The following is an 18,543-nucleotide window of genomic DNA, read 5'->3' on the forward strand; positions in this document are numbered from 1 at the left end:
ACGGCCCCCTCCTCGGTGGGCGTCGCGGGCGGTCGGGTGGTGTCAGAGCTGCGTCGCCGGCCAGTCCATCAGCCGGGCGCCGATCACCGCCGTCTGCAGCGCGTAGCGGTGCGCCGGATCGGACGGGTCGGAGCCGGTCAGCTGGTGTATCCGCTCGAGCCGGTACGTCAGCGCGCGCACGCTCAACGACAGCCGGCGGGCCGTCTCGGCGGCGACACATCCCGCGTCGAAGTACACGGACAGTGTCCGCAGGAGGGGCTCCGCGCCGCCCCTCGCCTCCCTGAGCGGGCCCAGCTCGCTGCGCACCAGATCGGCCATCGCCTGCCGGTCCCTGGTCAGCACGGGATAGACCAGCAGGTCGGCTGCGTACAGCACCGGGTCGTCGAGCTTCATGCGCTCGGCGAGATCGAGGGCTTCGAGCGCCTCGTCGTACGAGTGGACCACTCCGCCAGGACCGCGGTGCGGGCGGCCGACCGCGACCTGGTGCCCGTCCGTCGCGGCGTGGGCCTGCTTGGCGAAGTACCGCAGAACGTCGGGCTGGCTGCCGGGGGCTATGCAGACGAGCCGCCCGTCCTTCGTCGTGAGCAGGATCTTCCGGCCGCTGAAACGCGCGAGCAGCGCCGCCTCCACACTGCGGGGCACGGTGTCGGACTCGGTGTACGCCTCGGGGCCCGCCGCCACCGCGACGGCATGGGCACGAGAGAGCCGCAGCCCGAACCGGGTGGCGCGCTCCGCGAGCCTGCCCAGGTCACTGCGCCCGTACAGCAGGTCGTCGATGAACTCCCGCCGCGCCGCCTCCTCCCGCCGCACGGTGAGGCGCTGCGCCCGCTCGTAGCCTTCCGCGAAGGCGTCGACCGCCTGCTCCACGGCGCCCAGCACGGCGTCGCCGGCCGACGCGTCCCACGCGGTGCGCGGCCAGGCGGTGCGGGTCTCCGAGAGATGGCGCCGCACCAGGGCCCGCAGCTGATGTCCGGCCTCCGCGGCCTCGCGGCCGAGGGTGCGCCGCGTCTCCAGCTCGTCCCTCGTGAGCCGTCGGCCCGTCTCCGCGACCTCGGACAGGATGCGGGTATAGCCCCTCAGGAACCTCTCGGGGATCTCGGGCTCCGCCACCGCACACTCCTCCGCGCTCGAATCGACTGTCACCTCACCAACGCACGAGGACCTGTGCCGGTGCCCGGCAGACGGGACCGGCGAAGCCTGCCGGATTCCGGCAATGCGCCCGAGCCGCCCCGACTGGCACGATCACCTCAGCAACACACGGGGGAAGCACGGGGGTCACGGGGGATCACGGGGGAAAGGAACCGGCTGCTGCGGACCGTTCGCGGTGTCGCAGCGCCGGCGCCCCGCCCAGCCGTCGCCCGGGCTCCCGAAGCGCAGGGCGTCAGGTGGGACGGGGGCAGGACCGGATGAGCGAATTCCTCTCCGCGGCGGTCACGTTCCCCGCCGTCGTCCTCGGCGCGGCCCTGGTGGTCGTCGTCTGCTTCTGGCTGCTGGTGCTCGCCGGAGCGGCCGGACACGACTCGTTCGACTCCGACCTGGACACCGGAGCCGTCGGCTTCGGCGGGGTGCCCGTCTCCGTGTCGGTGTCGCTGTTCGTCGTCGTCTCCTGGTTCGCCTGCCTGACCGGCTCCGTCCTGGTGCTCCGGAGCGGAGCCACCGGCACCCTGCGGGCCGTTCTCCACCTCACCGTCCTGGCCGGGGCGTTCCTGATCGCCTGGGGGGTGATCCGCATGCTCGTACGCCGGTTCCGCAGGTACTTCCCCGCAGAACCTCCTCCATCGCGGGAGGACTTCGTGGGTCAGGTGTGCACGATCCGTACGGGATCCGTCGGTGCCGACTTCGGGCAGGCCGAGGTCGCGGCCGTCGACGGATCGACCGCGATCGTGCAGGTCCGGCAGCCGCTGAGGCAGTCCGCTCCGGGTGACGCGTTCACCTACGGCAGTACGGGGCTCCTCTACGCCTACGACGCCGACGGCGAGTTCTTCTGGGTCTCGCCGTACGACGCGGCGCTCGCCCCGCGCCCGCTGCCGCGCAAGGCCGTCTGACCCGCTTTCCCACCCCCCGGGCCCCGGGCCCGTGGTTCCGCGCGCCGTCACTCGGGCGCGCCCTCTTCTTCGTACGTCCCACCAGCCGTCAAGGACTGTCATGGAAGCCATCTCCTTGGGCATCGGCGTGCTCGTCGCCGTTGTCCTGCTCGTCACCATCGCCCTGGTCTTCGTCATCACCCGCCTCTTCCGCAAGGTCGAGCAGGGGAAGGCGCTGATCATCTCCAAGACCAAGAAGGTCGACGTCACCTTCACGGGCGCGGTCGTCCTGCCCGTGCTGCACAAGGCCGAGACCATGGACATCTCGGTGAAGACCATCGAGATCCGCCGTACCGGGCGCGAGGGCCTGATCTGCCAGGACAACATCCGCGCCGACATCCACATCACGTTCTTCGTCCGGGTCAACAAGACCGTCGAGGACGTCATCAAGGTCGCGCAGGCCATCGGCACCGAGCGGGCGAGCGACAAGGCCGCCATCCAGGAGTTCTTCGCCGCGAAGTTCTCCGAGGCGCTCAAGACCGTGGGAAAGCAGCTCGACTTCGTCGACCTCTACACCAAGCGTGAGGAGTTCCGGGACCGGATCATCCGGGTCATCGGGACCGACCTGAACGGCTACCACCTCGACGACGCCGCGATCGACTTCCTCGAGCAGACGCCGATGGCGCAGCTCGACGGCGCGAACATCCTGGACGCGCAGGGCATCCGGAAGATCACCGAACTGACGTCGATCGAGCACGTGCGGACCAACGAGTTCCAGCGCACGGAGCAGAAGGAGATCACCCGCCAGGACGTCGACGCCCGCGAGACCATCCTGGAACTGGAGCGGCGTCAGGCCGAGGCGGAGATCAAGCAGCGCCGCGAGGTGGAGACGCTGCGGGCCCGGGAGGAGTCGGCCACCGCCCGGGTGCAGGAGGAGGAACGGCTCGGTTCGCAGGGCGCGTTCATCCGTACCGAGGAGCAGCTCGGCATCCAGCGCGAGAACCAGGCCCGCGAGGTCGCCGTCGCGCAGAAGAACCGTGAGCGGGTCATCGCGGTGGAGAACGAGCGCATCGAGAAGGACCGGCTCCTGGAGGTCATCGGGCGCGAGCGCGAGACCGAGCTGAACCGGATCGCCGCGACGAAGGAGGTCGAGGCCGAGCGCCGTGAGGTGGCGGACGTGATCCGGGAGCGGATCGCGGTGGACCGTACGGTCGCCGAGCAGGAGGAGTCCATCCTGACGCTGCGGGCCGTCGAGGAGTCGGAGCGCACCCGCAGGTCCGTGATCATCGCGGCGGAGGCGGAGGCCCAGGAGAAGCTGGTCAAGGACATCAAGGCGGCCGAGGCCGCGGAAGCCGCGGCGGTCCACCTGGCGGCCGAGCAGCTGACGCTCGCGGACGCCCGGCTGAAGACCGCCGACCTCGACGCGCAGGCGAAGCTGCGGCTCGCGGAAGGCGTCCAGGCGGAGAGTGCCGCGGCCGGACTGGCCGAGGTCCAGGTCAGGGACGCGGAGGCCGAGGTCATCGAGAAGGCCGGCCTGGCGGAGGCCCAGGCGACCGAGGCCCGGCTCCGGGCCGAGGCGGAGGGCGCGCGCCTCAAGGCGCTGGCAGCCGCCGAGGGCACGCAGGCGCAGGCGACGGCCGACGCCGCCGTGATCGGCGAGAAGCTGAAGGCGGAGGCGGCCGGTCTCACCGAGAAGGCCGCGGCGATGGCCGCGCTCGACGAGGCGTCCCGTGGGCACGAGGAGTACCGGCTGCGGCTGGACGCGGAGAAGGAGATCCGGCTCGCGGAGTTCGACGTCCAGCGGCAGGTGGCCGAGGCGCAGGCGACGGTCCTGGCGACGGGACTGGAGAACGCGGACATCGACATCGTCGGGGGCGACTCCGTCTTCTTCGACCGGCTGGTGTCGTCGGTCTCCCTGGGCCGGAGCGTGGACGGGTTCGTGAAGAACTCGAAGACCGCGCAGGCACTGGCCGGGCCGTGGCTCGACGGGCGTGGGTCGTTCACGGACGACCTGACACGGGTGCTGGGTTCCGTGTCCACGGGGGACGTGCAGAACCTGACGGTGTCGGCGCTCCTGATGCAGCTGATGCGGTCGTCGGGGGCTGCCTCGGGGCAGGTCGAGCAGCTGCTCGCCGCGGCGGAGGAGCTGGGGCTGGCGGGGATGACGGTCACCCCCACCGCGGGAGCGGCCTCGGCGGACGCGCCGGCGGCACCCGCGACGAGCGGTACGGGGGCGCTGCCGGCGAACACGACGGCCTCGCACAACGGGACCGCCGTCGTCTGAGGGGGCCGGTGCCCGTCCGGTGGGTGAGGAGGTCCTCGGCCCGCCGGAGGGGCCCCGGCGGGTCTGCCTCCGGCCGCCGGGGCGGGACCGCCATGAGGAGGGGGCCGCCGGCGGCGGGCGGCCCGGCTTGTTGAACGTCATCTCGTAGGGAGCCTTACGCATGGACCGCGACATCACCCTCACCGATGCCGATGCGGATGCCTACGAGGTGCTCCGGCGAAGGCTCCGCGAGCAGGCCGACGAGCTGGTCCGGCGGGCCGAGGAGCTCAACGGCAGGCGGACCGAGGAGTTCGGCTCCACCGGGCTGCGCCTGCTCGCCACCGAACAGGTGCACACGGAGCACGCCTCGGTGGCCCGCGACCTGGTCGCCGTGGGAGGACGCCTGCTGTTCGGCTTCGAGCGTGGTCCGGGTGCGCGAGCCGACGCCGGGGTCGGTGACGTGCTCGCCCTCCGCGAGCCGGGCCTCGAGGAAGCGGAGGCCGGTCTCCTGGACGACGAGGCCTTCGTTCGGGAGTTCGCCGGCCTGCACCGCTACTACCGCGACGCCCGGCTGCTCCGGCTGCGGCGCGTCAACGGCCGGCTGCTCGCCGTCTTCCGTACCGGCGAGACCGCCGAGGACATCCGTGTCCTGCGCTGGGCGCTGGGCCCCGACGGTGCGCCCGGGGCCTTCCTGGACGCCCGGGGCGACCGCGACCACGTCTTCCCGTCGTCGCACGACTTCGACTGGATCCCCGTGGGGCGCGACGCCCATGTGCCCGGCCGGCACCCGCACATCGCCGTCCTGGACACGGTCTTCCTGGACACGCTGGGAGGCACCCTCACCGTCAGGACCTCCGGCGGCACCGAGTCGCCCGACGGGATCTACGAGGAGCCCGTCGACGAGCCGCTGCAGTCCCTGGCGGACGCCGCCGTCGAGTACGCGGTGGCCGGGCCGCTGATCCTGCTGCGGGTCCGCCCGTACAAGGAGGAGGCCTGGCGTCACCTGGTCTTCAACACGCTGCTGTCCACGGTGCTGCGCCTCGACGCGATCGGCCCGTCCTGCCGCCGACTGCCCGAGGACCAGGGGATCATCTTTCCCGGCGGTTACTACCTCACGACCGGCACGGCCAGGACCTTCGACACCGCCGGGGAGCTCGGCGACCCCGTCTTCGAGGACGCGGTCCGCTCCCCGAACGGCGAGGACGTGCTGTACGTCTTCCGGTCCCGGGACGGAAGCCGCACCCTGCTGCTCCCCTACAACCTGATCCGCCAGGAGGTCGCCACCCCACTGGCCGGCCGGGGCCACGCCCTCCTCGACGACGGCACCCTGGTACTGCTCAAGGACGGTGCCGACGGGCCTGGGCGGGTCCATCCGCTGCAGCGCTGGGCGACCCCCTACGTGTCCGACACCCACGCCGCCTCCCGCCCCGCCGGAACGGGCCCGCTCGCCCGCACCGGCAACGCCGACCTGGTGCGCGGGATCTCCGACTGCCTGGCCCTGGCGCACGGCGTACGGGACATGCCACCGACGGCCGCCGTGTACGACCGGCTCGTCGCCGACTGCGGCCGGGCGGGCGACCGCTACCACTGGCTCACCGACCCGGGGCTGGGCGCGCTCGCCGAGCCGCTGGACGCGCTGCGGGCCACCGCGGTGCAGGTCCTGGCCGAGTTCGAATCGGTCCAGGAGCTGACCGGGCAGGCCGCCGAAGCGCTCGACGAGGCGGCCACCGGGCTGACCGCCCTGGTCCGTCGCATCCGCGGCGAGGCCCCGCGCTCGGCCGCCGCCTGGGTCGGCCGGCTCACCGAACTGCGCCGCGCACACGGCCATCTGGCCACGCTCGCCGAGATGCGGTACGCCGACACGGACCGTGTCGCCGCGCTCCGCGAGGAGACCGAACGGGATCTGGCATCGGCCGCCCAGCGGGCGGTCGCCTTCCTCGCCCGCGAAGACGCGTTCGCCGGTTACCACGAGGACCTCGCGCGGATCACCGAAGACGCCGCAGGACTGGACACCGTCGCCGACGCCTCCTCGGCCGGGGACCGGCTGACGGAGATCACGGACGGCCTCGGGACGGTCACGGACGTCGTCACCGGCCTGGACATGGGTGACGCGACCGTGCGTACGTCGGTCCTGGAGCGGATCGCCGAGGTCCTGGGGGGTGCCAACCGCGCCCGCGCGGCCCTGGGCGCCAGGCGCAGGGAGCTGGTGGCCCGGGAGGGGCTGGCCGAGTTCGCCGCCGAGTTCGCCCTGCTCGGGCAGGCCGTCACGGGGGCGCTCGCCTCGGCGGACTCCCCCGGTGCCTGCGACGAGCAGCTGTCCCGGGTGATGCTCCGGCTGGAGGACCTGGAATCACGCTTCGCGGAGTCCGACGACTTCCTGGCCAGGCTGGCCGAGCGCCGCACGGAAGTGTACGAGGCGTTCTCGGGCCGCAAGGAGATGCTTCAGGATGCCCGCGCCCGGCGTGCGGAGCGGCTCGCGGACTCCGCGGCCCGGGTCATGGAGACGGTCTCCCGGCGGCTGGCGGGGCTGGAGGACCTGGACGCCGTCCACACGTACTTCGCCTCCGACCCCATGGTCGCCAAGGTCCGCCGCACCGCCGACGAGCTGCGCGCGCTCGGCGACCCGGTCCGCGCGGAGGAGCTGGAGGGACGGCTGAAGGCGGCCCGGCAGGAGGCGGGGCGGGCCCTGCGTGACCGGGGTGAGCTGTACGCGGACGGCGGGTCGGTGATCCGGCTGGGCCGGCACCGGTTCGCGGTGAACACCCAGCCGTTCGACCTGACCCTGGTCCCGTCCGGTGACCGGCTGGCCTTCGCGCTGACCGGCACGGACTACCGGGCCCCCGTCACCGACCCGGAGTTCGCGGCGACCCGCCCCTACTGGGACCAGCTGCTGCCCTCCGAGACGGCGGCCGTCTACCGCGCCGAGCACCTGGCCGCCCGGCTCCTCGACGAGCACGGCGCCGACGCCCTGGGCGACGTGCCGGACCTCGCCGCGCTCGTACGGGAAGCGGCGGCGTCCGCGTACGACGAGGGCTACCGGCGCGGTGTGCACGACGAGGACGCCACCGCGATCCTCACCGCCCTGTTGCGGCTCCGCTCCGGCGCGGGCCTGCTGCGCTTCCCGCCCCCGGTGCGCGCGGCGGCGCAGCTCTTCTGGGCGCACGAGGCCGACGATGCCCTGCGCACGTCCTGGCGGCGTCAGGCCCGGTCGCTGGCGCGCGCCCGCGACACCTTCGGTCCCGCCCCCGCCGTCGCCGTGCTCCAGGGGGAGTGGGCGGCGGCGATGGGAGCGCGGGACGACGTCGCCGAGTACCTCTTCGAGGAGCTGACCGGTGGCCCCGCCGGGTTCGTCACGAGCGCCCCGGTCCGCACGTTCCTGGACAAGTTCCGTCGTGCGGTGGGCACCTCGGCGTACGACGAGGATCTGGCCGCCCTCTCCGCGGACCTCCCGGCCCGGCGACGGCTCGTGGAGGGCTGGCTCACCTCCTACGCCGCCGCGAGCGGCTCCGACGCGGACGACGGGGACCTCACGGAGGCCGTCGCCGTTGAGCTGTGCCCGGAGCTGGAGCGGTACGACTGCGAGGGCCCCCTCACCGCCACGGTCGAAGGGCTCCTCGGCGACCACCCGCGTACCGCCGGGGGAAAGCTGCCGGTGCGGCTGGACGAACTCCTCGCCCGTACGGCCGCGTTCCGGACCGGTACCGTGCCCGGCTTCCGTGCCTACCAGCGGCTGCGCACCACGCTGGTCGCCGCGGAGCGCACCCGGCTCCGGCTGGACGACCACCGGCCGCGCGTCATGCCCGCGTTCGTCCGCAACCGGCTGCTCGACGAGGTGTACCTGCCACTCATCGGAGACAGCCTCGCCAAGCAGCTCGGCACGGCCGACGCGGACCGGCGCACCGACTCGCAGGGGCTGCTGCTCCTCGTGTCGCCGCCCGGCTACGGCAAGACGACGCTCATGGAGTACGTCGCCGAACGGCTCGGCATGGTCCTCGTCAAGGTCAGCGGGCCCAACCTCGGCCATGACGTGACGTCCCTCGACCCGGCGCAGGCCCGCAGCGCGACCGCGCGCCAGGAGGTCGAGAAGATCAACTTCGCGCTGGAGTCCGGCAACAACACCGTTCTGTATCTGGACGACATCCAGCACACCTCACCCGAGCTGCTCCAGAAGTTCATTCCGCTCTGTGACGCCACCCGCCGGGTCGAGGGCGTGCGGGACGGCGAGCCGCGCAGCTACGACCTGCGAGGGAAGAGGTTCGCCGTGGTGATGGCGGGCAATCCGTACACCGAGTCCGGCGACCGCTTCCGGATCCCGGACATGCTCGCCAACCGGGCGGACGTCTGGAACCTCGGCGAGGTCCTGAGCGGCAGGGACGAGGTCTTCGCCCTGAGCTTCGTCGAGAACGCGCTGGCCGCCAACCCGGTGCTGGCCCCGCTCGCGGCCCGCTCCCGGAGCGACCTCGACCTGCTCGTCCGCCTCGCCTCGGGCACGGGTCCCCCGGCCTCCGCCGGCCGACTGGAACACTCCTACGCTCCCGCCGAACTCGACCGCGTCCTCGGCGTCCTGCGGCATCTGCTGACCGCCCGGGACACCGTCCTCGCGGTGAACGCGGCGTACATCGCGTCGGCCGCACAGTCCGACTCGGCGCGCACCGAACCGCCGTTCCGCCTGCAGGGCTCGTACCGTGACATGAACAAGATCGCGGAACGGATCGTGCCCGTCATGAACGACGCCGAGCTCGCCGCCGTCATCGACGACCACTACGCGGGCGAGGCCCAGACGCTCACCACGGGCGCCGAGTCCAACCTGCTGGCACTGGCCGCCCTGCGGGGCACGCTCACCCCCGCGCAGGCTGAGCGCCGGGCGGCGGTCAACTCCGCCTACGTACGCGCCCAGGCCCTCGGCGGACCCGATGGCGACCCCGCCGCCCGTGCCGTCGGGGCGCTCGGACTGCTCGCGGACCGGATCGCGGCGGTCGAGGCGGCCATCGAGCGGGCCGCAGGCCCACGCCACCCGGACGCGGATGCACGCACCCGACACGCGATGATCACCGACACGCCCGACTGAACCGGAGGGACCAAGGCATGCTGGGTTACGTGTCATCACTTCCTCAACAGCCCCAACGCCCCCCGAGCAACAGCCACATGGTGGTCTGCGGCGACGACACCCTCGCCCGCCGGCTCGCCGTGGAGCTGCGTTACGTGTACGGGGAGCGGGTCACCCTCCTGGTCCCGCCGGGGCCCGACACCACCGGGCCCGACCTGCCGCTGACCCAACGTGCCCGCGCCGGTGCCCTGTTCGGGCGGATGTCGGCGGCGATGAGCCGCAACGGGACGGCCAACGGCGGCGGCGACACGAACGCCGGGGTCGAGGCCGTCCGCATCATGGAGGCCCGCGAGCCCTCCGACGACGTACTGGCGGAGGCGGGCGTCGACCGGGCCGCCGCGCTCGCGCTCGTCTACGACGACGACGAGCTCAACATCCGCGCCGCCCTGACGGCCCGCCGTCTCAATCCGCGCCTGCGCCTCGTCATCCGGCTCTACAACCGCAAGCTCGGACAGCACCTGGAGACGCTGCTCGACCAGGCGGCCGCCGTCTCCATGCCCGGTCTCGACGCGGCCGCGATGGACGCCTCCACCACCGTCCTGTCGGACGCCGACACCGCGGCCCCCGCCCTGGCGGCCACCGCGCTGACCGGCAGCAGCAAGGTCATCCAGGCCGAGGGCCTGCTCCTTCGCGCCGTCGAACGCACCCCGCCCCGGCCGGGTGAACTCGCCGACCCCGGGCTGTGCACCCTGGCCCTGCTCTCCTCCACCAGCCAGGACCCGGCGGGCACCGAGGGCTCGGACAGCAGCGGCGACGAGGGCCCCCAGCTCCTGCCCGACCTGGCGACCGTGAACGCCGCCACGGGCCGGGGCACGATCGTCCTGGAGGCCATCAGCCAGGCCGGACCCGACCGGGCGCCCACCCGCATGGGAGGCAGGGGAGCACCGCTCGGCCAGGTCTTCTCACGGCGGCTGCGCTGGTCGGCGCTGGGCGTCGCGGCCGCCGTCGTCGCCCTGGCCGTCGCCTCGGTGATCACGACGGGCGACAGCCCGCTGCACGCCGCCTACCTGACCATGCTGGACCTGCTGGCGATGGGCGACCCGGCGGTCGAGGACACCGACTCGGATTCCCGCCAGGTCATCCAGCTGCTCTCCGGCCTGGCCGGACTCCTGCTGCTGCCCCTGCTGGTCGCCGCGGTCCTGGAGGCGTTCGGCACACTGCGCACCGCCTCCTCGCTGCGCCGCCCGCCGCGCGGCCTGTCCGGCCATGTGGTCCTGCTGGGGCTCGGCAAGATCGGCACAAGGGTCCTGGTGCGGCTCCGTGAGCTGGACATCCCCGTGGTGGTCGTCGAGGAGGACCCGGAGGCGCGCGGCATCCCGCTGGCGCGCAGCCTGCACGTACCGACGGTCCTGGGCGACGTGACCCAGGAGGGCGTCCTGGAGGCGGCCAAGATCCGCCGGGCCCGCGCCCTGCTCGCCCTCACGAGCATCGACACGACGAACCTCGAAGCCGCGCTGTACGCCCGCTCGGTGAAGCCGGACCTGCGGGTGGCCCTGCGCCTGTACGACGACGAGTTCGCCACCGCCGTCTACCGCACCCTGCGCACGGCCCACCCGGGCGCCCTGACCCGTTCCCGCTCCGTGTCCCATCTGGCGGCGCCGTCGTTCGCGGTCGCCATGATGGGCCGGCAGATCCTGGGCGCGGTCCCGGTGGAGCGCAAGGTGATGCTCTTCGCGGCACTGGAGGTGGCGGGACACCCTCAGTTGGAGGGGCGGACCGTCGACCAGGCGTTCCGGGCGGGCGCCTGGCGGGTCCTGGCCCTGGACGCCACCCCGCCGGCCGACCGCCTCCCGGACCTGGCCGCCGTACCGCCGTACGACCCCCTCGACCCCGAGGGGCCGGGAGCCCAGGACCGGCCATCCGGGCTGGTCTGGGACATCCACCCGGGGTATGTGCTGCGGCGGGACGACCGGGTGGTGATCGCCGCGACCCGGCGCGGGCTGGCCGAACTGCTGCGCAGGCAGCACTCGGCGGCACGCCGCTGAGCCACGGCACCCCTCAGCGGGCCCGGGCATCCGCCACCGGGCCGGACGGACCGGCGCCGGGCGGGCGGCGCCGGCCCCGAGCGGCTAGCGGAACATGCCCATCGCTTCCCGCACCTCCCGGAGGGTCGCCTCGGCCACGGCGTTCGCCCGCTCGTTGCCGGCGCGCAGCACGTCACGCACGTGCCCCATGTCCTTCGCGTACTCCGCGCGCCGGGCGCGGATCGGGGCCATCGCCGCGTTGACGGCCTCCGTCACGGTCCGCTTCAGACCGGCCGCGCCGCTGTTCCCGATCTCCTCGGCGACCTCGTACGGGTCGCGGCCCAGGCAGAGCGCGGCCAGCAGCACCAGGCTGGACACCCCGGGCCGCGACTCGGGGTCGTAGGTGATGTGCCGGTCGGCGTCGGTGGTGGCGCCCCTGATCAGCCGGGCCGTCTCGTCGGCGTCGGCGCCGAGGGCGATGGAGTTGCCGCGGCTCTTGCTCATCTTGGTGGCGTCGGTGCCGAGCAGCAGGGGCGCGGCGGAGAGCAGCGCGTCGGGTTCGGGGAAGACGTCTCCGTACCGGTCGTTGAAGCGCCGGGCGACGGTACGGGTGATCTCCAGGTGCGGCAGCTGGTCCTGGCCGACGGGCACGAGGTTGCCCTTGCAGAACAGGATGTCGGCGGCCTGGTGCACCGGGTAGGTGTACATGAGGCCGCTGACGGCGGACTGCCGGGAGTGGGCGATCTCGTCCTTCACGGTGGGGTTGCGGCCGAGCTCGGCGACGGAGACGAGGGACAGGAACGGCAGCAGCAGCTGGTTGAGGGCGGGGACCGCGCTGTGGTTGAAGACCGTCGTTCGGGCGGGGTCGATCCCGATGGCGAGGTAGTCGAGGAGCAGCCCCTCCACGTACTCGTCGAGCCGCTCGGCGACGTCCCGGTCGGTGAGGACCTGGTAGTCGGCGATGAGCACGAAGACGTCCACGCCGAGGTCCTGGAGGCGTACCCGGTTGTGGAGGGTGCCGAAGTAGTGGCCGAGGTGCAGGGCCCCGGTCGGCCGGTCCCCGGTGAGGACGCGGAAGCGGCCGGGGTCCAGAGCGAGCTGCTCCTCCAGTTCGGCGCTGCGGCGCTCGGCGGGACCGACGGGCAGGTCGGTGGTCAGGGTCACGGGGCTCTCCTCGCTGCGGTGTATGCGTGGAGGACGGCCCGTCGGGGGGCACCGGGGCACAGGTGAGGGCCGTCCGAAGATCGAACGGCCCTTGTTCCGTGCAGATGGAGGTGGCCGCTCCTAGGAGGAGCGCCACCGGTTCCGGCACGGTACGGAGGTCATGGCGACGAGTGTAACGCGCACCGGTTCTCCGGCACGGAATCTTTCGGGGCGGGCCCTCCGGGGTGGGCGGAATAGGGAAGCGGGGCGCTCCGTTGTAGGGCGTGTTCACATAGTTCAACGTTCAACCACCTGCTCAACGGCACGACACTTCTGGAGGCGGGCGCCATGCAGTTCGGGATCTTCACCGTCGGGGACGTCACCACCGACCCCACGACCGGTACGACACCGAGCGAGAACGAGCGGATCAAGGCGACCCTCGCGATCGCGCTCAAGGCCGAGGAAGTGGGCCTGGACGTCTTCGCGACCGGTGAGCACCACAACCCGCCGTTCGTCCCGTCCTCGCCGACGACCACGCTCGGCTACATCGCCGCCCGCACCCAGAACCTGATCCTCTCCACCTCCACCACGCTGATCACCACCAACGACCCGGTGAAGATCGCCGAGGACTACGCCACGCTCCAGCACCTGGCCGACGGCCGTGTCGACCTGATGATGGGCCGCGGCAACACCGGGCCGGTCTACCCCTGGTTCGGCAAGGACATCCGCCAGGGCATCCCGCTCGCCGTCGAGAACTACGCGCTGCTGCACAAGCTGTGGCGCGAGGACGTCGTCGACTGGGAGGGCAAGTTCCGTACCCCGCTGCAGTCCTTCACCGCGACCCCGCGCCCGCTGGACGGCGTCCCGCCGTTCGTCTGGCACGGCTCCATCCGCTCCCCCGAGATCGCCGAACAGGCCGCCTACTACGGCGACGGGTTCTTCCACAACAACATCTTCTGGCCCATGGAGCACACCAGGAAGATGGTCGACCTCTACCGGCGCCGCTATGCCCACTACGGGCACGGCACCGCCGAGCAGGCCGTCGTCGGCCTCGGCGGCCAGGTGTTCATGGCCAAGAACTCGCAGGACGCGGTACGGGAGTTCCGCCCGTACTTCGACAACGCACCGGTCTACGGCCACGGGCCCTCGCTGGAGGACTTCACCCAGCAGACGCCGCTGACCGTCGGCTCCCCGCAGGAGGTCATCGAGCGGACCCTGTCCTTCCGGGAGGACGTCGGGGACTACCAGCGCCAGCTGTTCCTGATGGACCACGCGGGACTGCCGCTCAAGACGGTCCTGGAGCAGCTCGACATCCTGGGCGAGGAGGTCGTGCCCGTGCTGCGCAAGGAGTTCGCCAACCTGCGCCCGGCCGGAGTGCCGGACGCCCCGGTCCACCCCGCGGTCGCCGCCGCCCGCGCCGCCGCCGCCCCGAAGGAGGTCTGAGTACCGTGTTCGACACCGCTCCCCTGAAGATCGTTGCCGTCGCGGCCGGGCTCAGCAGCCCGTCGTCCACCCGGCTGCTGGCCGACCGCCTCGCCGGGGCCGCCCGCGAGGCGCTGGCGGCCGGGCAGGACCGGCGCGTCGAGGTCGAGGTGGTCGAGCTGCGTGACCTGGCCGTCGACATCGCCAACCACCTGGTCACCGGCTTCCCGTCGGCCGGCCTGAGGAAGGCGCTCGACGCCGTGACCGGGGCGGACGGCCTGATCGCGGTGACACCCGTCTTCACCGCCTCGTACAGCGGGCTGTTCAAGTCCTTCTTCGACCTGGTCGACAACACCGCGCTGACCGGCAAGCCCGTCGTGATCGCGGCGACCGGCGGCACGCCCCGGCACTCGCTGGTCCTGGAGCACGCCATGCGCCCGCTCTTCGCCTACCTGAGGGCCGTCGTCCTGCCGACGTCCGTGTACGCGGCGTCGGAGGACTGGGGTTCACAGGGGGACGAGTACACCGAGGGGCTGCCCTCCCGCATCCGGCGTGCGGGCGGCGAGCTCGCCTCCGCCGTCACGGGGCGGACGGTCTCGGGCGCCACCCGGGCCCCCACCCTCGACGACGGTGAGGACGCCCTCGTCCCGTTCGCCCAGCAGCTCGCGGACCTCCGGGTCGGCTGACCACATCGGCGGGGCCACCCGGCCCCGCCGATGTCCTGCTTGGATACAGTTGATCCCTGTATGCCGTACATGTTCCAACACACTGGAGGCAGACATGGGCAGGATCGTCGTGGGCGTCGACGGATCGGACGCGTCGATCAAGGCGCTGCGCTGGGCCGTACGCCAGGCCGAACTGACCGGCGACACCGTCGAGGCCGTCAACAGCTGGGAGTACCCCGCGACCAGCTGGGGGTCCCTGATGCCAGGCCTGCCTGAGGACTTCGACCCGCAGGCGGTGGCGACCGTCGCGCTCGACGAGGCACTGGAGGAGGCCCTCGGCGTCGAGGGCGCGGCGGCGGTGGAGAAGATCGTCGTGATCGGTAATCCCGCCCTGTCGCTGCTGGAACGCTCCCGCGGCGCGAACCTGCTGGTCGTCGGCGCCCGAGGCTACAGCGGCCTCAAGGCGACCCTCCTCGGCTCGGTCAGCCTGCACGTCACCCAGCACGCCACCTGCCCGGTCACCGTCGTACGCGACTGAGCCGGCCCGCCCCGGACCCCGGGCCCTCGTCCTTGCCGCACACGAACGGGCGGGCCCCTCGCACGAGGTCCCGCCCGTTCGTGGTGCGTCAGCCCCGGGACGTGATGTGGCTGATCACCCGGTCGAACTCCGTCGTCGGTGAGAAGTCCACGAACTCGCAGTCCTCCAGGCCTCGGGGACGTGACCGGGCGGCCAGTGGAACGCCTGGCCCTCCTCGTAGACCCCGTACGCCGCCGGGTCCGCGCCGGTCCGCAGCTTCAGCCGGCCCTTGAGCAGGTAACCCCGGTGCGGGCAGGGGCACATGTCGTCGGGGAGTCCCTTGAGCGCCGGGCCCATGTCCGCGCCCTTGACGAGCGGAATCGAGGCACCACTCAGGTCACCACCGATCGCCTTCCTGCGCAGCTCCGCCTCGTCGGTCCGGATCGCAACGGGCGTGTCGTTCCATGTCGTTGCCGTCATGGCTCCTCCAGAGCCTGTCTCCGCCCCCCCCTTCCGGTCCGGGCCCGGCTCCGGCGGGGCGCGATGTCAGAGCGCGACGACGTCGGCCACGACACAGGCCACGTTGTCCGGGCCGCCCGCGTCACCTGCCAGGGCGACCAGAGCGCGCACAGCCGCGTCCGGGCCGTCCGCCGCGATGACCGTGCGGGTCACGTCGGCCTCGTCCACGACCGCCGACAGCCCGTCCGAGCAGAGCAGGTAGCGATCCCCCGGAAGCGTGTCGTGCAGCCCTACGTCCGGGCGGGCCGGCTGTGCCGGGGCACCGCCCGCCAGGGCCCTGAGCAGCATCGCGCGCTGCGGGTGCGACGACGCCTCCTCCTCGGTCAGCGAGCCGTCGTCGATCATCGACTGCACCAGGGTGTGGTCGTGCGTGATTCGGAACAGCTCGCCGCCACGCAGCACATAGGCCCGGGAGTCCCCGATGTGCACCAGACCCAGCCGCTCACCGGTCCACACCAGCGCCGTGAGCGTGGTCCCGGACTCGGCCGGGGCCCTGTCGCCTCCCACGGCGTCGCGTACCGCCCGCGCCGCGGACTCCGCCGCGTCGTGCAGGGCGCCGAGCAGGTCCGCGGCGTTCACCGCCCCCCGCGCGGCCGGTTTCAGCGCGTCGACCGCCGCCGCACTCGCCCCGGCGCCGCCCGCCCCGAAGCCGTCCGCCACGGCGAGGAGCCGCGCTCCCGCGTACGCCGTGTCCTGCTGAGCGGTGCGCACCGCACCCGGGTGGGCCAGTGCCGCGTAGCGGATTCCCAGGGTGGCCGGCCCCCGGCCCGTCTCGTTGCCGTTCGACATCGCGGTGTTCTCCTTCTCGGAAAGATGCCCGGCGAGGAAGACCGCGAGCTCCCGGCGGGCGGCCGTCTCGGCCTCCACCCCCGCCCAGTAGGCACGGACCTCCGCGGCGGCCGCGCCGTCGTCCAGCGCCACCACCTCGGCGATCCGGGCGAGCGGCATGCCGATCCGGCGCAGCCATGCCACCAGTCGTGCCGCCTCCGCCTGCGTCCGGTCGTAGTAGCGGTATCCGTTGACCGGATCCACCAGTGCGGGGCGGAGCAGTCCCAGTTCGTCGTAGCGGCGCAGGGCCTTCGCGGGGAGCCGGGACAGCCGGGCAAACTCCCCGATCGTCACCAGCCCCGCGCGCCCCGGCGCCCCGCCTTCGTCTCCCACCACGGCCTCCTCGCGCCGGACGGATGCGCCCGGCCCCGCCGATGCTGGGGCTTCCCCCGCGGGGAAGGTCAACCACCGCGGAGCCCGGTGCCGCGGCCGGGGGGTCGGGCCGCCGGCGTCACCTCCGGTTGTACAGCCTCGTCGTCACCGCGCCGAAGACCGTCACGGAGACCGCCGACGCGACGGAACACGGCTGCGACCGCCGGATCGGAACACGGCGGCCGCAACCCCTGCCAGGTCCCGGAGGACGGCCGGGTCAGTCCTCGCGGGTGTAGTAGACGTAGAACATCGTCGCGGCCGTCCCCGCGGCGAGCACCAGCCCGATCAGGGACGAGGACAGCACGCTGTTGTCGTGCAGGCTGTAGAGGAAGCCGATCGCGCCCCCGGTCAGCACGCCGAACGCCCCGGCGCGCAGCTCACGCGGCAGGGACCACCTGATCCGCACGAGTGCGTAGCAGAGCGCGGCGAACACCACACCGGAGACCACACCGAGCCAGATCTGGCCGGCGGTGGTCGCTCCACCGTCCCGTTTGATGAAGAAGGCCCAGAAGCCGACGATCACGCCCAGCACCAGGGGCGTCGCCGAGGCGAGCACACCGTGCCCCCGCCGGACCGGGGTGCGCGCCTGCGTGCGGCGGCGCGTCGGCATCGTTGCGTGTGTGGCCATGGCGCACAACTCCTTCCGTCGCCCCCGTCCCCGTGTTCCTCCAGCGCACACCCGAGCGGGCCGCCCGGCAACTCGAACGGCGTACGGCCCGGAGCGCGCCGATGCCGTACGGGATTGGCTGGTGCCTGTGCGGACCTATCTCTCAGCGGCTCTGTCGGCGGTACTGCTCGTCCTGCTCACCGTGCTGGTCCCGGTGAGCGCGCTCTCGGCCTGGGTCGATCTCGAACTCGACGACACGGACCGCTATCTCGCAGCCGTGTCCCCGCTGGCCTCCGATCCGGATGTCCGGAGCACCGTGGCCACACTGGTCACGGACGAGGCGATGAAGAACATCGACGTCGGGCCGCTCCAGGAGACCGTCGGGCAGTTCCTGCACGAGACCGCGCTGTCGTTCACGACGACCGAGGCCTTCCGGCGGGCCTGGGACAGCGCGAACCGGGCGGCGCACCGGGAGGTGACCGCCGCACTGCACGGGGACGACGGGCAGGCGGTGACCATCGACCTGGCGCCGGTGATCGCTGAGGTCAAGAAGGAGCTGGTCGGCAACGGAGTTCCGTTCGCCGACCGGATCCCGGTCCGGGAGACCTCGATCACCGTGCTGTCCCCCGACCGCGCCGACGACCTGCGGTCCTCGTTCCGGTGGCTGCGGTACTGCAGCATCTGGCCGGCGGTCGGGACGGTTCTGCTGCTCGTCCTCGTGCTGGGTCTCACGCTCCTGCGCGGTGGTCTGCGGGCCTGCCTGACGGCCGCGGCCGTGGCAGGCGCCGGGCTGCTGCTCGGCACGGCCCTGCTGCGGATCGCCGTCGCCGTCGGCCGAGCCCGGGTCCTCGACCAGGTGCCCGGAACGGACCGGGCGGGGGCCGCCGCGGTCTACGACGCGCTGACCGCCTCGCTGCGGACGACCGTGTGGATCGTGCTCCTCGTGGGGGCGGTCCTGGCGGTCGGCGGCCTGGTGGGCCGGGCCCTGGCGCCCGGGCACGGCCGGGCCGGGCGCCCCCACCACGGCTGATTCCGCGCCCGGGGCCCGACGTGCGCGGGTGGGTGGGCCGGGCGACAGTGGGATGCGTGAGAGCAGGGGGCAAGCGAGAGGT

The 18,543-nt window shown here is 72.8% G+C and carries 13 protein-coding genes; 8 read left to right on the forward strand and 5 right to left on the reverse strand.

What is annotated here, in order from left to right; translation table 11 throughout:
* Nucleotides 1-42: 42 nt before the first annotated feature.
* On the reverse strand, nucleotides 43-1,110 hold the full coding sequence (locus JOC24_RS05870) for a PucR family transcriptional regulator (protein WP_205019034.1): 1,068 nt from the start codon (nucleotides 1,108-1,110) through the stop codon (nucleotides 43-45).
* 296 nt (nucleotides 1,111-1,406) lie between these two features.
* Here JOC24_RS05870 and JOC24_RS05875 point away from each other — a divergent pair, with 296 nt between their 5' ends.
* The 4 genes from JOC24_RS05875 to JOC24_RS05890 all read left to right on the forward strand — a co-directional run bounded on the left by JOC24_RS05875 (nucleotide 1,407) and on the right by JOC24_RS05890 (nucleotide 11,379).
* Complete coding sequence (locus JOC24_RS05875) at nucleotides 1,407-2,045, forward strand: hypothetical protein (protein WP_205019035.1); 639 nt, start codon at nucleotides 1,407-1,409, stop codon at nucleotides 2,043-2,045.
* A gap of 100 nt (nucleotides 2,046-2,145) precedes the next feature.
* Nucleotides 2,146-4,308: a flotillin family protein gene (locus JOC24_RS05880; protein ID WP_205019036.1), complete on the forward strand. Its 2,163-nt coding sequence runs from the start codon at nucleotides 2,146-2,148 to the stop codon at nucleotides 4,306-4,308.
* Between the two features lie 160 nt (nucleotides 4,309-4,468).
* Entirely contained in the window at nucleotides 4,469-9,355 is a 4,887-nt protein-coding gene (locus JOC24_RS05885; RefSeq protein ID WP_205019037.1) for a DNA repair ATPase, read from the forward strand.
* A 17-nt stretch (nucleotides 9,356-9,372) separates the two neighbouring features.
* A complete protein-coding gene (locus JOC24_RS05890) occupies nucleotides 9,373-11,379 on the forward strand; it encodes an NAD-binding protein (RefSeq protein ID WP_205019038.1) in 2,007 nt (668 codons plus the stop codon).
* An 84-nt stretch (nucleotides 11,380-11,463) separates the two neighbouring features.
* Here JOC24_RS05890 and trpS read toward each other — a convergent pair whose 3' ends face one another.
* The gene (gene trpS, locus JOC24_RS05895; RefSeq protein WP_205019039.1) at nucleotides 11,464-12,522 is read right to left on the reverse strand and encodes a tryptophan--tRNA ligase; all 1,059 of its coding nucleotides are present in this window, start codon (nucleotides 12,520-12,522) and stop codon (nucleotides 11,464-11,466) included.
* Between the two features lie 327 nt (nucleotides 12,523-12,849).
* Between trpS and JOC24_RS05900 the strand changes: the two genes are divergently transcribed.
* The 3 genes from JOC24_RS05900 (at nucleotide 12,850) to JOC24_RS05910 (ending at nucleotide 15,126) form a co-directional block, all read left to right on the forward strand.
* Nucleotides 12,850-13,944 (forward strand): LLM class flavin-dependent oxidoreductase, encoded by a 1,095-nt coding sequence (locus tag JOC24_RS05900; protein WP_205019040.1) that lies wholly within the window; start codon nucleotides 12,850-12,852, stop codon nucleotides 13,942-13,944.
* 5 nt (nucleotides 13,945-13,949) lie between these two features.
* On the forward strand, nucleotides 13,950-14,609 hold the full coding sequence (locus tag JOC24_RS05905; RefSeq protein WP_205019041.1) for an FMN reductase: 660 nt from the start codon (nucleotides 13,950-13,952) through the stop codon (nucleotides 14,607-14,609).
* A gap of 94 nt (nucleotides 14,610-14,703) precedes the next feature.
* On the forward strand, nucleotides 14,704-15,126 hold the full coding sequence (locus JOC24_RS05910) for a universal stress protein (protein WP_205019042.1): 423 nt from the start codon (nucleotides 14,704-14,706) through the stop codon (nucleotides 15,124-15,126).
* A 114-nt stretch (nucleotides 15,127-15,240) separates the two neighbouring features.
* Here JOC24_RS05910 and JOC24_RS05915 read toward each other — a convergent pair whose 3' ends face one another.
* From JOC24_RS05915 to JOC24_RS05925, 3 genes are all read right to left on the reverse strand, one after another.
* On the reverse strand, nucleotides 15,241-15,585 hold the full coding sequence (locus JOC24_RS05915) for a cupin domain-containing protein (RefSeq protein WP_307792640.1): 345 nt from the start codon (nucleotides 15,583-15,585) through the stop codon (nucleotides 15,241-15,243).
* 66 nt (nucleotides 15,586-15,651) lie between these two features.
* On the reverse strand, nucleotides 15,652-16,785 hold the full coding sequence (locus JOC24_RS05920; RefSeq protein ID WP_205019043.1) for a MerR family transcriptional regulator: 1,134 nt from the start codon (nucleotides 16,783-16,785) through the stop codon (nucleotides 15,652-15,654).
* Between the two features lie 256 nt (nucleotides 16,786-17,041).
* Nucleotides 17,042-17,452 (reverse strand): hypothetical protein, encoded by a 411-nt coding sequence (locus JOC24_RS05925; RefSeq protein ID WP_205019044.1) that lies wholly within the window; start codon nucleotides 17,450-17,452, stop codon nucleotides 17,042-17,044.
* A 127-nt stretch (nucleotides 17,453-17,579) separates the two neighbouring features.
* Here JOC24_RS05925 and JOC24_RS05930 point away from each other — a divergent pair, with 127 nt between their 5' ends.
* Nucleotides 17,580-18,461: a hypothetical protein gene (locus JOC24_RS05930; protein ID WP_205019330.1), complete on the forward strand. Its 882-nt coding sequence runs from the start codon at nucleotides 17,580-17,582 to the stop codon at nucleotides 18,459-18,461.
* Nucleotides 18,462-18,543: the final 82 nt, after the last annotated feature.

Source organism: Streptomyces sp. HB132 (assembly GCF_016909575.1).
Taxonomy (GTDB): Bacteria; Actinomycetota; Actinomycetes; order Streptomycetales; family Streptomycetaceae; genus Streptomyces.